General features: G+C 74.3%; 11 protein-coding genes and 1 pseudogene. 6 read left to right on the forward strand and 6 right to left on the reverse strand.

The features are described from left to right. Positions 1-18: 18 nt before the first annotated feature. On the reverse strand, positions 19-1,557 hold the full coding sequence (locus AB0N63_RS01340; protein ID WP_365522435.1) for an IucA/IucC family protein: 1,539 nt from the start codon (positions 1,555-1,557) through the stop codon (positions 19-21). A 91-nt stretch (positions 1,558-1,648) separates the two neighbouring features. Between AB0N63_RS01340 and AB0N63_RS01345 the strand changes: the two genes are divergently transcribed. Beyond that, complete coding sequence (locus AB0N63_RS01345; RefSeq protein ID WP_365522905.1) at positions 1,649-3,151, forward strand: IucA/IucC family protein; 1,503 nt, start codon at positions 1,649-1,651, stop codon at positions 3,149-3,151. Positions 3,152-3,506: 355 nt separating this feature from the next. Further along, positions 3,507-4,421, forward strand: a complete 915-nt coding sequence (locus tag AB0N63_RS01350) for a HipA family kinase (protein ID WP_365522438.1) — start codon at positions 3,507-3,509, stop codon at positions 4,419-4,421. 131 nt (positions 4,422-4,552) lie between these two features. Here the strand turns inward: AB0N63_RS01350 and aceB are convergent, their stop codons facing one another. Together aceB and AB0N63_RS01360 are read right to left on the reverse strand one after the other, a co-directional pair. Then, the gene (gene aceB, locus AB0N63_RS01355) at positions 4,553-6,178 is read right to left on the reverse strand and encodes a malate synthase A (protein ID WP_365522440.1); all 1,626 of its coding nucleotides are present in this window, start codon (positions 6,176-6,178) and stop codon (positions 4,553-4,555) included. 287 nt (positions 6,179-6,465) lie between these two features. After that, positions 6,466-7,101 (reverse strand): nucleotidyltransferase family protein, encoded by a 636-nt coding sequence (locus tag AB0N63_RS01360; protein ID WP_365522442.1) that lies wholly within the window; start codon positions 7,099-7,101, stop codon positions 6,466-6,468. Positions 7,102-7,244: 143 nt separating this feature from the next. On the opposite strand from AB0N63_RS01360, the gene AB0N63_RS01365 reads away from it, so the two are divergent. Then, positions 7,245-7,559: a DUF5955 family protein gene (locus AB0N63_RS01365; RefSeq protein ID WP_365522445.1), complete on the forward strand. Its 315-nt coding sequence runs from the start codon at positions 7,245-7,247 to the stop codon at positions 7,557-7,559. Between the two features lie 194 nt (positions 7,560-7,753). Here AB0N63_RS01365 and AB0N63_RS01370 read toward each other — a convergent pair whose 3' ends face one another. Further along, on the reverse strand, positions 7,754-8,554 hold the full coding sequence (locus AB0N63_RS01370) for an IclR family transcriptional regulator (protein ID WP_365522447.1): 801 nt from the start codon (positions 8,552-8,554) through the stop codon (positions 7,754-7,756). 227 nt (positions 8,555-8,781) lie between these two features. Here AB0N63_RS01370 and allB point away from each other — a divergent pair, with 227 nt between their 5' ends. From allB to AB0N63_RS01385, 3 genes and pseudogenes are all read left to right on the forward strand, one after another. Then, complete coding sequence (gene allB, locus AB0N63_RS01375) at positions 8,782-10,134, forward strand: allantoinase AllB (protein ID WP_365522449.1); 1,353 nt, start codon at positions 8,782-8,784, stop codon at positions 10,132-10,134. 93 nt (positions 10,135-10,227) lie between these two features. Then, positions 10,228-11,343 (forward strand): allantoicase, encoded by a 1,116-nt coding sequence (gene alc, locus AB0N63_RS01380; protein WP_365522452.1) that lies wholly within the window; start codon positions 10,228-10,230, stop codon positions 11,341-11,343. Between the two features lie 251 nt (positions 11,344-11,594). Next, a pseudogene (locus AB0N63_RS01385) lies at positions 11,595-11,786 on the forward strand (FAD-dependent monooxygenase); the annotation flags it as partial. A 46-nt stretch (positions 11,787-11,832) separates the two neighbouring features. Here AB0N63_RS01385 and AB0N63_RS01390 read toward each other — a convergent pair. Beyond that, positions 11,833-12,627 (reverse strand): SDR family oxidoreductase, encoded by a 795-nt coding sequence (locus tag AB0N63_RS01390; RefSeq protein ID WP_365522454.1) that lies wholly within the window; start codon positions 12,625-12,627, stop codon positions 11,833-11,835. Positions 12,628-13,121: 494 nt separating this feature from the next. After that, on the reverse strand, positions 13,122-14,087 hold the full coding sequence (locus AB0N63_RS01395) for an NADPH:quinone reductase (RefSeq protein WP_365522457.1): 966 nt from the start codon (positions 14,085-14,087) through the stop codon (positions 13,122-13,124). Positions 14,088-14,136: the final 49 nt, after the last annotated feature.

The raw sequence follows: 14,136 nt of genomic DNA on the forward strand, positions 1-14,136 counted from the left end.
ATATCCAGCCGCCCGGCGTCATGCGACCCCGATGACGCCGAGAGGGTTGGGCAGTCGGGTCCAGATATCCCCCGATCGCCCCGGCGACAACCGCATCAGCGTCAACGCCTTGGCAGGTAGCGGATCTTCGCGCAGTGCCCGGGTGTCGGGTGTGTCCGGCAGGTCCTCGACGGCCGTCTCCAAGGCCGCCCGCAGCGCCGGGGCCGAGCCGGCCGTGCCCGCCAGCGCGCCCGCCACCAGGGAGCCGAACAGCTTGCGGCGCAGGGCCACGGGGTCGTCGGTGAGATTGCGGGCGGGCAACTCGGGCGGCCTCATGCCGTGCTGGGCGAGGCGCGCCGGGCTCACCCGGATGTCCGCCAGATCGCGGTAGACCAGCCGCAGTGGCGCGCCCGAGGCGGAGAGCACCACCAGGAGGTTCTGGCCGTGCGCCTCCAGGGCCACGCCGAGCTCCAGCAGCCGCAGGCCGGCCGTGAGAGCGAGCCGGGTGAAGTCCGACGTCCAGGAGGGTGATGCGGGCAGGGCCGTGGTGGCGAGGGCCGCCACCGGCAGGACGTGCTCGCCCGGTGCCGTGTACGCGCGCGGGGACTCGCGCCACAGCGCCGCCAGGTCCGCCGTGCCGGCGGTGGCCGCGCCGAGGGTGCGAGTGACGTGCAGCAGCCCGTCCGTGCGGCCGGCCAGCTCCTGCGCGAAGGCCGACAGCACCGCCGAGGCCGCCACCGAGCCCACCGAGATGTCCCGCACCGACGAGGTGAGCCGTGCCGACAGCGCCGTCTTGACGTGCGGACCGTCCGGCAGGGCGAGGGTGCGCAGGGACATCAGCGGATGCGCCACGAGCCCGCCGCTCCCGCCTGTGCCGCCCGCGTCCGCGCGCTTGAGCACATGCCGTGCCTGCCACGGATGCACCGGCATCAACAGCCGCCCGCCCTCCCGCAGCTCGCTCGGCCACTCGCCGCTCACCAGGCACTCCGCCACGGGAACCGGCAGCAGGCCCAGCTCCACCACCGGCCGGTGCTCCGGGCCGTACGCCAGCTGCTCGGCCACCGAGAAGCCGGGCCGGGAACGGCAGTTGGGATGGAAGGGGTGCCCGTCCACCACCCGCTGCTCCCACTCCCAGTCCGTCGCGGGCCACTCGTTCGGGTGAGTGCCGGGAGACGGCGGCCGGTCGGCTCTGGCCAGCGCCAACGAGGCGACACTGTGCGCCAGTTCGGCGGCGAACGCCTCGCCGTGCGGCACGGCCAGCTCTGTCACCAGGCGCGCCGGATCGTCGTAGGACGTGCCGTCGAGACGGACGGCCGAGACGTACGCGGCGGTGGCGTACGGGTCCGACGGCGGGCCGTCGAGCGTACGGCCGTCGCGAAGCCGCAGCACCAGGCCGTCCCGCACCCGCTCCCGGCCCGCGATCCACGGCAGCGGCTCGTGAGCCAGGGCCCGCCACAGGCGGGTCAGCACGGCCGCCCGCGCGCCGGGCAGCTCCCGGTCGTACCCTGTGACCAGGCCGGGCCGCTCGACGGCCAACTCCTCGCCGATCTCGGTATCGGCGGTCGGGGAACGGTGCACGATCGGCCTTTCGGTTGCGGGTCGGGCGTCACGGTAGCGCGCGCCGGGCAGACATACTGATCACATCGCACCGTGTGGACGTATGGAACGAATGGAACGCGTGGAGCCCATGCCCCTCAGCGCCGACGCCGGAGCGCGCGCCGACGCGTACGCCGCCGCGCCCCTGCTGAACTGCCTGATCCGCGAACTGGCGCAGCCCTGCCCGGACCCCGCGGGACGGCAGGCGTACCGGCTGCCCGGCGGCGGACGGCTGCTGAGGGTGCGCACCGGTCGGCGGCCCGCCGAACCCGAGGTCCGCACGGACGGCGGCTGGCAGCGCGTCGGCCACACCGAACTGGTCAAACTCGTCTCCGAGGAACTGCGCCGGCACACCGGCCTGACCAACGACGAACTGCCCGCCGAGATGATCGACAGCCGGGAGGCGGTGGCGGCGCTGCTCGCCGCCCGCGAGCGGGCGGCGGCGCCCGCCGATCCGTATCTGCGCTCCGAGCAGTCCCTCGTCACCGGCCACCCCTACCACCCGGCGCCCAAGGCGCGGGGCGGCGGCCCGGTCGGCTCCTGGCTGCCGTACGCACCCGAGGCGTACGCGCGCTTCCCGCTGACGCTGCTCGCCGTGCGCGAGGACCTGGCCGTCGAGGAGGGCGACGTCTCGGCGCTCGACGTGCTCGGCCAGGCCCCGTCCGGCTACCGGCTGCTGCCCGCGCACCCCTGGCAGCTGGAGCTGATCGGCGGCGACCTCGCCGCCGCGTTCGCGGACGGCCGGCTGCTGCGGCTCGGGCACACGCCGTTCGAGACGTGCCCGACGGCGGCCGTCCGCACCGTCCACGCCGCCGGCCCCGATCTCTTCCTGAAGTTCAGTCTGGACGTGCGGATCACCAACGACGTACGCCGGCTGTGGCGGCACGACCTGCTGAGGCTGCGCCGCACGGACGCGGCCGCCGTGGCCGCCTTCGCCAACCTGGACGGACCGGCGGCCTGGCTGAGCGACCGCGGCTACCGCACCGCCTCCTTCGCCTTCGAGGAACTGGCCGTCGTCGTCCGCGACGGGCTCGGCCGGCACGCGCTGCCCGGCACGACGGTGCTGCTCGCCGCCGCCCTCGCCGAAGGCTTCGACGGCAACCCGCTGGACGGCCCGACGGACCCGGCGGTCTGGTGGGCGGCGTATCTGCGCCAGGTCGTGCCGCCCGCCCTCGCGGCCTTCGCCGACCACGGCGTCGTCCTGGAGGCGCATCTGCAGAACTCGCTGATCGCCGTGGACGCGGCCGGGCTGCCCGTGCAGGCGCTGTTCCGGGACGCGGAGGGCGTGAAGCTGCTGCCGGAGACCAGCCGGGCGGCCGGCTGGGAACGGCTGGTGTACTGCCTGGTCGTCAACCACCTCACCGAGATCGCCGCGGCCCTCGCCGAACGCCACCCCGGCTTCGACCCCTGGCCCGCCGTCCGCGGCGAACTCTTGCGCCACCCCCTCCCCGAGATCCCCGCCCTGCTCACCACCCCCACGCTCCCCGCCAAGACCAACCTCCTCCTGCGCTGGACCGGCGCCGACGGCGCGGCCGCCCGCTACCGCCCGCTGCGCAACCCGCTGGCGGGGGCGTAGGAGACGTCAGATCGGGGCACGAGGGAGCAGCCGCTACGTCACTGCTGACGCCTCACGAAAGGCAGACCCGTGACGGGACGCGACCTGCCCAAGGGGGGGGGGCGACGGCCTACCGCTGGACCACCGACCCGGCGTACGCCCCGAACTCGACGGGCGGCCCCGCCGCGGACACGGAGCGTGAGCGACCCGGCGCGCGGCTCGATGCGGCACGGAGGCGAGACGGGGCGGCACAAGGCGTGACGGGAAGGGCGCGCCGGTCGGGGGCGCCCGCGAGCCCGCATCCCCGCCGGTCCGGCACGTGTGATCACTATGCTGGCGTCGTGCAGGGTGGCGACCGGTGGGGATGGACGGGAAGATGCTGAGAGAAGTCACTGCGACCCGTTACGTCGAACCCCTGCACTCCGGCGGCTCGGTCCCCGGCGTCGTGGAGGCGGACGACCTCGGAACCTACGTCGTGAAGTTCACCGGCTCCGCCCAGGGCCGCAAGGCGCTCGTCGCCGAGGTGGTCGTGGGCGAGCTGGCGCGCGCCCTCGGGCTGCGGTTCCCCGAGCTGGTGCTGGTGCACTTCGACCCGGGGCTGGCCGCGCACGAACCCCACCAGGAGGTGCGCGACCTGCTCGACGCCAGTCCCGGCGTCAACCTCGGCATGGACTACCTGCCGGGCGCCCGCGACTTCACCCCGGAGGCCGCCGAGGGCTTCGCGGTGGACCCGCTGGAGGCCGGGCGGATCGTGTGGCTGGACGCGCTGACGGCCAACGTGGACCGCACCGTCCACAGTTCCAACCTGATGATCTGGCCGACGCTCGGCACCGCGCCGCCGCGCCTGTGGCTGATCGACCACGGCGCCGCCCTGGTCTTCCACCACCGCTGGGACACCTCGGCGCCCGACAAGGCGTACGACTTCCGGCACCACGCCCTCGGGCGTTACGGCCCCGACGTCCGGGCCGCCGACGCCGAGCTCGCCCCCCGGGTCACCCGCGAGCTGCTGCGGTCGGTCCTCGCCGAGGTGCCGGACGCGTGGCTCGCCGACGAGCCGGGCTTCGTCGGCCCCGGGGAGCTGCGCGCCGCCTACGTCGACTACCTCGCCGCCCGGGTGGCCGCCTCCGCGGCCTGGCTGCCCACGGACTTCCCCGGCCGCGCCGAACTGGCCGCCGAGGAGGCCCGGCGCGCGGCGAGGACCCAGGCGGGACGCCCCGACTGGCTCAAGCGGGTCCCCGACCTTCACGGCAAGCCGGCCGCGGAGAAGGACTGGTCGGCCCACCTGGAGTAGCTCCGCCCCGGGGAAGCGCCGTACGAGCACGTGTGCGGGAACGCGTGCGGCGGCCCGTGCGCGAACCCGTGCGGACACACGTGTGAGCGGCCCCCGGGACGTGTCTCCCAGGGGCCGCTCACACCCGGGACTCAGCCCCGCAGCCGCTCGTACGCCGGCAGCGTCAGGAAGTCGGCGTAGTCCTCGTCCAGGGAGACCTGCAGGAGCAGGTCGTGGGCCTGCTGCCAGTTGCCCGCGGCGAACGCCTCCTCGCCGATCTCCTCGCGGATGGCGGCCAGTTCCTCGGCGGCGACCCTGCGGGCCAGCTCCGGCGTGGCCTTCTCGCCGTTCTCGAACTGGACGCCCGCGTTGATCCACTGCCAGATCTGCGAGCGGGAGATCTCGGCGGTGGCCGCGTCCTCCATCAGGTTGAAGATGGCGACGGCGCCCAGGCCCCGCAGCCACGCCTCGATGTAGCGGATGCCCACCTGAACGGCGTTGACCAGGCCCGCGTAGGTCGGCTTGGCGTCGAGGGAGTCGATCGCGATCAGATCGGCCGCCTTCACGTCCACGTCCTCGCGCAGCCGGTCCTTCTGGTTCGGCCTCTCGCCGAGGACCTTGTCGAAGGACTCCATGGCGATCGGCACCAGGTCGGGGTGGGCGACCCAGGAGCCGTCGAAGCCGTCGCCGGCCTCGCGGTCCTTGTCGGCGCGGACCTTCTCGAAGGCCACCTTGTTGACCTCGGCGTCCTTGCGGGAGGGGATGAACGCCGCCATGCCGCCGATCGCGTGCGCGCCGCGCTTGTGGCACGTGCGCACGAGGAGCTCGGTGTAGGCGCGCATGAACGGGGCCGTCATCGTGACCGCGTTGCGGTCCGGCAGGACGAACTTCTCGCCGCCGTCACGGAAGTTCTTCACGATGGAGAACAGGTAGTCCCAGCGGCCGGCGTTCAACCCGGCGGCGTGGTCGCGCAGTTCGTAGAGGATCTCCTCCATCTCGTACGCGGCCGTGATCGTCTCGATCAGGACGGTGGCGCGGACGGTGCCCTGCGGGATGCCGACGTAGTCCTGGGCGAAGACGAAGATCTCGTTCCAGAGGCGGGCTTCCAGGTGCGACTCCGTCTTCGGCAGGTAGAAGTACGGGCCCTTGCCGAGGTCCAGCAGCCGCTGGGCGTTGTGGAAGAAGTACAGGCCGAAGTCGACCAGGGCGCCCGGGACCTGGCGGCCGCCGGCGTCCACGAGGTGCCGCTCGTTCAGGTGCCAGCCGCGCGGGCGCATCACGACCGTGGCCAGTTCCCCGGCCGGGCGCAGGGCGTACGACTTGCCGGACCCGGGGTCGGTGAAGTCGATGCGGCGGGTGTAGGCGTCGATCAGGTTGAGCTGGCCGAGGACGACGTTCTCCCAGGTGGGCGCGGAGGCGTCCTCGAAGTCGGCGAGCCAGACCCTCGCGCCCGAGTTGAGCGCGTTGATGGTCATCTTGCGGTCGGTGGGACCGGTGATCTCGACCCGGCGGTCGTTCAGGGCCGCGGGGGCCGGGGCGACCTTCCAGGAGTCGTCCGCGCGGATCGCGGCCGTCTCCGGGAGGAAGTCGAGGGTGGAGGTGCGGGCGATCTCGGCGCGGCGCTCCGCCCGGCGGGCGAGGAGTTCGTCGCGGCGCGGCGTGAACCGCCGGTGCAGCTCCGCCAGGAAGGCGAGCGCCGCGTCGGAGAGGACCTCCTCCTGCCGGGGCAGGGGCTCGGCGTCGACGATGGCCAGCGGGGACGGCGCTGGTGCGGACATGAGCTGTCACTTCCTTCGGGGGAGCTTCTTCAGCGAACCACGTTCACCGCCACCGCGCCGCGGCACTGGATGCCAAGAGGCACGAATGGGGTATATGGCGCCCATGGATCGGCCAGGCGCTTCTGATCAGTGGATACTAGTTTCCTCATGGTGGAAGTTCAATGGTTTGTTGATGTCGAGATTCTCTGGGTCGAGGGACTGTGGCGTTCAGTGCCACGCCGTTCACTCCAGGTCGCCGTCGACTCCCGGCGCGCCGGACCGGCTCCCTCCGGACGCGCCGGACCGGCTCACTCCAGGCGCGCGAGATCGGCCTCGGTGTCGATGTCGTACGGCTGCGCCACGTCGCCGCACTCCACCAGCGTGATCTCGGCCGCGTGCTCCTTCAGATAGGCGCGTGCCCCCCGGTCGCCGGTCGCGCTCGCCGCGATGCCCGCCCAGTGCGCCGCCCCGAACAGCACCGGATGCCCGCGCACCCCCTCGTACGCCGCCGCGGCCAGCGACGTCTCGTCCCGGAAGGCGGCCCGCACCCGGCCCGCCGCCCGCGCGCCGACGCCCGGCTGGTCCACCAGGCACACCAGTGCCGCCCGCGCCCCCGAACCGGTCAGCGAGTCCAGTCCCGCCCGCAGCGAGGACCCCATGCCCTCCTCCCAGGCCGGATTGTCCACCAGCACGCAGTCCGCGAGCCGCGCCCGCTCCCGCACGTCGCCGGAGCGCGCCCCCAGCACCACGTGCACCCGGGTGCAGCCGGCCGCCCGCAGCACCGCGACCGCGTGCTCCACCAGCGGTCGGCCCCGGTGCGTCAGCAGCGCCTTGGGTCGCCCGCCGAGCCGCCGTCCGCCCCCGGCCGCCAGTACCAGCCCGGCCACCTCGCCGGACCCCGCCGCCCCGTCCGGCCCGCTCACCTCGTCGTCTGTGCGTGTCATGCGTCCTGCATACCCGACCGCCCGACGGCCGCGCGGGTTCCGTGGGGCTGAATTTCGGTCCCCGTGCTGGCGCGGCCCGCCCCCGGTGTCGTTTACTACCCGCGTCCGGGGACTGCGCACGACGAAGTGCGAGGGGGAGGGCTGTGTTGCGGAGCTTGGACCAGCGGCCGGTGGCGGGCAGCGAAGAGGACCCGAGGGTGGCGGGGCTGCGCACCGCCGTGTCCCGGTTACGCCGTGAACTGGCTGCTCATCCCGTGGAGTTCGCCGACCGCTCGATAGCCGAGGACGAACTCGCCGCCCTCGCCGCGATGGCCGCCCACGGCGTCCCCGAGATACCGCGGCTGCGCCGCTCCCTGCTGCTGATCGCCGGATCGGTAGGTTCGGTGAGCGCCCTGCGCCCCGCCCTGTCCGAGGTGCGGGCCGCGGTGGACCTGTTCGGGCAGCCGCCACGCGGCTGAGCGGCGGGAGCCGGTACGGGCGCCGGCGTCACCTGCTCGCCCGCCTCACCCGCGACCGGGGCGCCGCGACCGTCTTCGGCACGCACGGCCGCGGCCGGCTGGACCTGGCGGACGCGGTGCACGGGATGCGCGACGGGCGGCTCACCGCGCCGTTGCCGTAGCGCGCCGGGTCCCGGCCGGCCGTCGGAGCGGACTCAGGCGGCCGGGCCCGGGTTGGTCAGGGCCTGCGACAGCTCCGCCGCCACCTGCTGGAGGACCGGGACGATGCGCTCGGTCACCGTCTCGGTGACCCGGCCCGCCGGACCGGAGATGGAGATCGCGGCGGCGGTGGGGGAGTCGGGGACGGAGACCGCGACGCAGCGGACCCCTATCTCCTGCTCGTTGTCGTCCATCGCGTAGCCGAGCTTGCGCACGTCCGCCAGGGCCGCCAGGAAGCCCTCCGGAGTGGTGATCGTCTTGTCCGTGGCGGCCGGCATGCCGGTCCGGGCGAGCAGGGCGCGCACCTCGTCCTCCGGGGTGTGCGCGAGCAGCGCCTTGCCGACGCCCGTGGAGTGCGGCAGCACCCGCCGGCCGACCTCGGTGAACATCCGCATCGAGTGCCGGGAAGGCACCTGCGCCACGTAGACGATCTCGTCGCCGTCCAGCAGCGCCATGTTCGCCGTCTCGCCGGTCTCGTCCACCAGCCGGGCCAGGTAGGGGCGCGCCCAGGTGCCCAGCAGCCGGGAGGCGGACTCGCCGAGCCGGATCAGCCGGGGGCCGAGGGCATAGCGCCGGTTGGGCTGCTGGCGGACGTAGCCGCAGGCGACCAGCGTGCGCATCAGGCGGTGGATGGTGGGCAGGGGCAGTCCGCTGGTCGCGGACAGCTCGCTCAGCCCGACTTCGCCGCCCGCGTCCGCCATCCGCTCGAGCAGGTCGAAGGCGCGCTCGAGGGACTGGACCCCACCGCTGGCGGAGGGCTTGGCGGAGTCGGTGGTGCTGGCGCTGGACGTCGGCACGGCGCGTTCCTTTCGGGGCGGGCAGGAAGGGCCAAAGCCTACCCGGGGGGCGGTTGACTCCCTGCCTGTACGGAACTACGTTCTGTCTGTTGGAATTCTAATTCCGCTTTGTGGAAACGTCCAGAGTGTGGCCGTCGTGACGTCCACAGAGCAGTGTGCCTCTTGACGGGGTCCGGGCGGGAGTGAAGACTCCTTCAACAGAATGTTGAAACAAGAGAGGGGTCCGGGTGTCCGACGCTGAACTGGTCCTGCGCTCGACGCGTGTCGTCACGCCCGAGGGGACGCGCCCCGCCTCCGTGGCGGTCGCCGGCGGCACGATCACCGCCGTCCTGCCCCACGACGCCGACGTCCCCGCCGGAGCCCGGCTGGAAGACCTCGGCGACGACGTCCTGCTGCCCGGCCTGGTCGACACCCACGTGCACGTCAACGACCCCGGCCGCACCGAGTGGGAGGGCTTCTGGACCGCCACGCGCGCGGCGGCGGCCGGCGGCATCACCACCCTGGTCGACATGCCGCTCAACTCCCTGCCGCCCACCACCACCGTGGACAACCTGCGGATCAAGCAGGACGTGGCCCGCGACAAGGCGCACATCGACGTCGGCTTCTGGGGCGGCGCCCTGCCCGGCAACGTCAAGGACCTGCGCCCGCTGCACGACGCCGGCGTGTTCGGCTTCAAGGCGTTCCTCTCGCCGTCCGGCGTGGACGAGTTCCCGCACCTGACGCAGGATCAGCTCGCCGTCTCCCTCGCCGAGATAGCCGGTTTCGGCGGCCTGCTCATCGTGCACGCCGAGGACCCGCACCACCTCGCCGCCGCCCCGCAGCACGGCGGCCCCAAGTACACCGACTTCCTCGCCTCCCGGCCGCGCGACGCCGAGGACACCGCCATCGCCGCGCTCATCGCCCAGGCCAAGCGGCTCGACGCGCGCGTGCACGTGCTGCACCTGTCCTCCAGTGACGCGCTGCCGCTGATCGCCGAGGCCCGGGCGGAGGGCGTACGGATCACCGTCGAGACCTGCCCGCACTACCTCACCCTGACCGCCGAGGAAGTCCCGGACGGTGCCAGCGAGTTCAAGTGCTGCCCGCCCATCCGCGAGGCCGCCAACCAGGACCTGCTCTGGCAGGCGCTGGCCGACGGCACCATCGACTGCGTGGTGACCGACCACTCGCCCTCCACCGCCGACCTGAAGACCGACGACTTCGCCACCGCCTGGGGCGGCATCTCCGGCCTCCAGTTGAGCCTGTCCGCCGTGTGGACCGAGGCGCGCAGGCGCGGCCACACCCTGGAGGACGTGGTCCGCTGGATGTCCGCGCGCACCGCCGCCCTCGTCGGCCTCGACCGCAAGGGCGCCATCGAGACCGGCCGGGACGCCGACTTCGCCGTCCTCGCGCCCGAGGAGACCTTCACCGTCGACCCGGCCGCCCTCCAGCACCGCAACCGCGTCACCGCGTACGCCGGCCGCACCCTGCACGGCGTGGTGAAGTCCACCTGGCTGCGCGGCGAACGCATCGTCGCCGACGGCCGGTTCACCGCGCCCAAGGGCCGCCTGCTGACCCGGCCCGAGGTGACCGAGCGGCCCTGAGCCACCTCCCGCGCGTGCCACCGCGTCCGCACCGTGAGCGCACCGCATCCGCACCGGCCGAGCGCCGGCTCCCGAAAGGAAGAACTGATCACCGTGACGGCGACACCCCGTTTCACCGGCGACGCGAACCCCTACGGAGGCGGTGACCCGTACGCGGACTACCGCACCGCCGACTTCCCCTTCACCCAGTACGCCAATCTCGCCGACCGCCACCTCGGCGCCGGTGTGATCGCCGCCAACGACGAGTTCTTCGCCCAGCGCGAGAACCTGCTGGTGCCCGAGCGCGCCGAGTTCGACCCCGAGCACTTCGGGCACAAGGGCAAGGTCATGGACGGCTGGGAGACCCGGCGCCGCCGCGGCGCCTTGGCCGGCCACCCCTGGCCCACCGCCGACGACCACGACTGGGCGCTGATCCGGCTCGGCGCGCCGGGCGTCGTCCGCGGCATCGTCGTCGACACCGCCCACTTCCGCGGCAACTACCCGCAGGCCGTGTCCGTCGAGGCCGCCTGCGTACCGGGCTCGCCCTCGCCCGAGGAACTCCTCGCCGACGACGTCAAGTGGACGACCCTCGTCGCGCGCACCCCGGTCGGCGGCCACGCGGCCAACGGCTTCGAGGTCGCCGCGGAGCAGCGCTTCACCCACCTGCGCCTCAACCAGCACCCGGACGGCGGCATCGCACGGCTGCGCGTGTACGGCGAGGTCGTGCCCGACCCGAAGTGGCTCGCCGTGCTCGGCACGTTCGACGTGGTCGCCCTGGAGAACGGCGGCCGGGTCGAGGACGCCTCCAACCTCTTCTACTCGCCGGCCACCAACACCATCCAGCCGGGCCGCTCCCGCAAGATGGACGACGGCTGGGAGACCCGCCGCCGCCGCGACCAGGGCAACGACTGGATCCGCTACCAGCTGGTCGCCCAGTCACAGATCCGCGCCCTGGAGATCGACACCGCCTACCTCAAGGGCAACAGCGCCGGCTGGGCGTCGGTGTCGGTCAAGGACGGCGAGGACGGCGCGTGGACGGAGATCCTGCCGCGCACCCGCCTCCAGCCCGACACCAACCACCGCTTCGTGCTGCCCGCGCCCGCCGTCGGCACGCACGCGCGCGTGGACATCTTCCCGGACGGAGGCATCTCCCGGCTGCGCCTGTTCGGCTCCCCGACCGAGGAGGGCGCCGCCCGCCTGTCGGCCCGCCACCAGGAACTCGGCGGCTGACCCGACCGACCCGCGAGGCGCCCCGGCCCGACAGCACCGGGGCGCCCCGCGTCACTCGCCGCACGGGGACGCCTCGCCGACGGCGGGTTCGATCCCGCGGCGTGCGCCCTGCGGGGCTGCTCAGCGTGGCCTCGGTCACGGCGAGGCCGTTCGGGCCCAGGGCCGGGCGGCAGCCGAGCAGGTCGGCCAGCCGCTCATGGCGCAGAGCGGCCTGCCGGGTGCCGTTGGGCGAGGCCGCGCAGCGCCTCCCACTGGACGGCGCCGAACTCGCCGAGTCCCTCGCCACCGGCACGGGAGATCCGGACGACGCCGTCCGTGCCTTCGAGGAACGGATGTGGGAGCGGGCCGGCAAGGGGGCGAAGATCACGACGGCCGGTCTGGGACGCCTGGTGAGCCCGGACCCCGCCGAAGCCCTCGCCCTCTTCGGCCAGGTCCGGCCGGCCCGACGGGACGGCGGGACCCGGCCGGAGTGCCGCGTGGGCGGCGCGCTCACGCCGCGTGGCCGCCGTCCACCGCGAACTCGGCGCCGGTGACGTACGCGGCGTCCGCGCTCGCGAGGTAGGCGACCGCCGCCGCCACCTCGTCGGCGGTGCCGAACCGGCCGAGGGCCGTCAGCGCCGCCTGACCGGCCGCGAACGGCCCGTCCGCCGGGTTCATGTCCGTGTCGATCGGGCCCGGGTGGACGATGTTCGCGGTGATCCCGCGCGGGCCCACCTCGCGGGCGAGCGCCTTGGTCAGGCCGATCAGGGCGGACTTGCTCATCGTGTACAGGGTGCCGCCCGGTCCCGGCACCCGCTGCGCCATGCAGCTGCCCACGGTGATGATCCGGCCGCCGTCGCCCATCCGCCGCGCGGCCGCCCGGCAGGCCAGGAAGACGGCCCGGACGTTCACCGCCAGGACCCGGTCGGCGTCCTCGGGCGACAGTGTCTCCACGGGGCCCAGCACGCCCACCCCGGCGTTGTTCACCAGCACGTCGAGCCGCCCCAGCTCGGCCACCGCGCGGTCCACGGCCCCCTCGGCCTCCCGCGGGTCCGCCGCGTCCGCGCGCAGGGCCACCGCCCATCGCCCGAGCCGTCGTACGGCCCCCACGACCTCGTCGGCCGCCTCCTTGCCGTTGACGTAGGTGATCGCCACGTCGTGCCCCGCGCGGGCCAGCCGCACCGCCGTCGCGGCGCCGATCCCGCGACTGCCGCCGGTCACCAGGGCCACCCGGGCTCCGGCGCCCTCCGCGGATGCGGCGCTCTTCTCGTTCGTGTCGGTGTTCGTGTTCGTCTCCGATGTCATGCCCACCATCTCAGCGGCCGGGCCGCGCGGATGCTGGCGGCGAACGGACACCGAGGTCGCGGGCCGTCCCACTCCGGCTTCACATCGTCGGCGACGACGAACGGCACCGGGGCCGGCACGAGCAGACCGGCGCCCGCCCGGACCTCGTGGCCGTGGCGGAACACAACCCGCCCCGCCAGGACAGGCCTGGTCGCCCTCGCCGAACGGGCCGCCCTCACCGGCGGCGCGCCGCACCCGGCCCGACACCGGACGGGGGCTTCGGGGTCCGGGCCCGACTGCCGTGGGGATGACCGCGTCCGGGCCCGGGCCCGGACGGGCCGGGTCGGCCACCGGCGGGCACCGGCCGCGCCACCGCGCGGCGGCGGCGCCGTAGCACTGCGCGGCGGCCCAGCGTCGTAGCAGTGCGCAGCGGCCCGTGCCCGTGTCGCCGCGCGGCGGCGCCCGGCCGTGCCGCCGCGCAGGGTGACCCGCGCACGTCCCACCCCCCCAGCGGCTCAGGGCCGAAGCACCGCGCGGCGGCCGTGCAGCTCGCCCCGTTCCATGCGGGCGTGCAGTCGTGCCACCTCGCTCATCGGGTGCGGTTCCACCGCGCGTGGCCGCAGTCCGCCCGCCGCCAGGCGCACGTTGATCGCCTGCGCCGCCCCGGCCAGTTCGGCGACCGTCGCGTGGGAGATGACGAAGCCGCGTACCGAGCCGTCCTTCATGTACAGCGGGCCCACCGGCAGGACCGGCTCGTCGCGGGCGCCGGACATCAGGACGATCCGGCCGCGCCGGGCCAACAGGGCGACCGCGGTGCGCAGATCGTTGCGGCCGGAGGTGTCCACGTGCACGTCCACCCCGCCGGGCGCGAGTGCCGACAGCCGTTCGGGAAGGTCCGGCGCACGGTAGTCCACGACCTCCGCCGCGCCCAGGGACCGTACGTACGCGTGGTCGCGCGGCGCGGCCGTGGCCAGCACCCGCGCCCCGGCCCGCACCGCGAACTCCACCAGCGCGCCGCCCACGTTCCCACCCGCACCGGCGACGAACACCGTCTCGCCCGGCCGCAGCCCGCCGTGCGCGAAGAGGGCCAGATGGGCGGTGGCCGCGGGATGCAGCACGGCCACGGCGTCCTCCGGGCGCACCCCGGACGGCAGCCGGTACAGACGGTCGGCCGGCACCGCGGCCCGCTCGGCGGTCGGCCCCTGCCGCCCGCCGTGGCCGAGGCTGTCGCACCACACCGCCTCGCCCGCCGCGAAGCCGCACGCGGGGGAGGCCACCACCCCCACGAGATCGCGCCCGATGACGAACGGGAAGGTCAGCGGCGTACGGAACACCCCGGACCGGACGAACGTGTCCACCGGATCCACCGTGGTCGCGAGCACGTCCACCAGCACCTCGCCGGGACCGGGCACGGGCTCGGGCAGCTCGCCCCAGCGGATGACGCCGGGCGGGCCCAGTCGCTCGATGTACGCGGCACGCATCGCGGTCAGTCTTCCACGCGGACGGGCCCGCCACCACGGCGGCGAGCCC

Source organism: Streptomyces sp. NPDC093260 (assembly GCF_040683715.1).
In the GTDB taxonomy this organism is placed as follows: Bacteria; Actinomycetota; Actinomycetes; order Streptomycetales; family Streptomycetaceae; genus Streptomyces; species Streptomyces sennicomposti.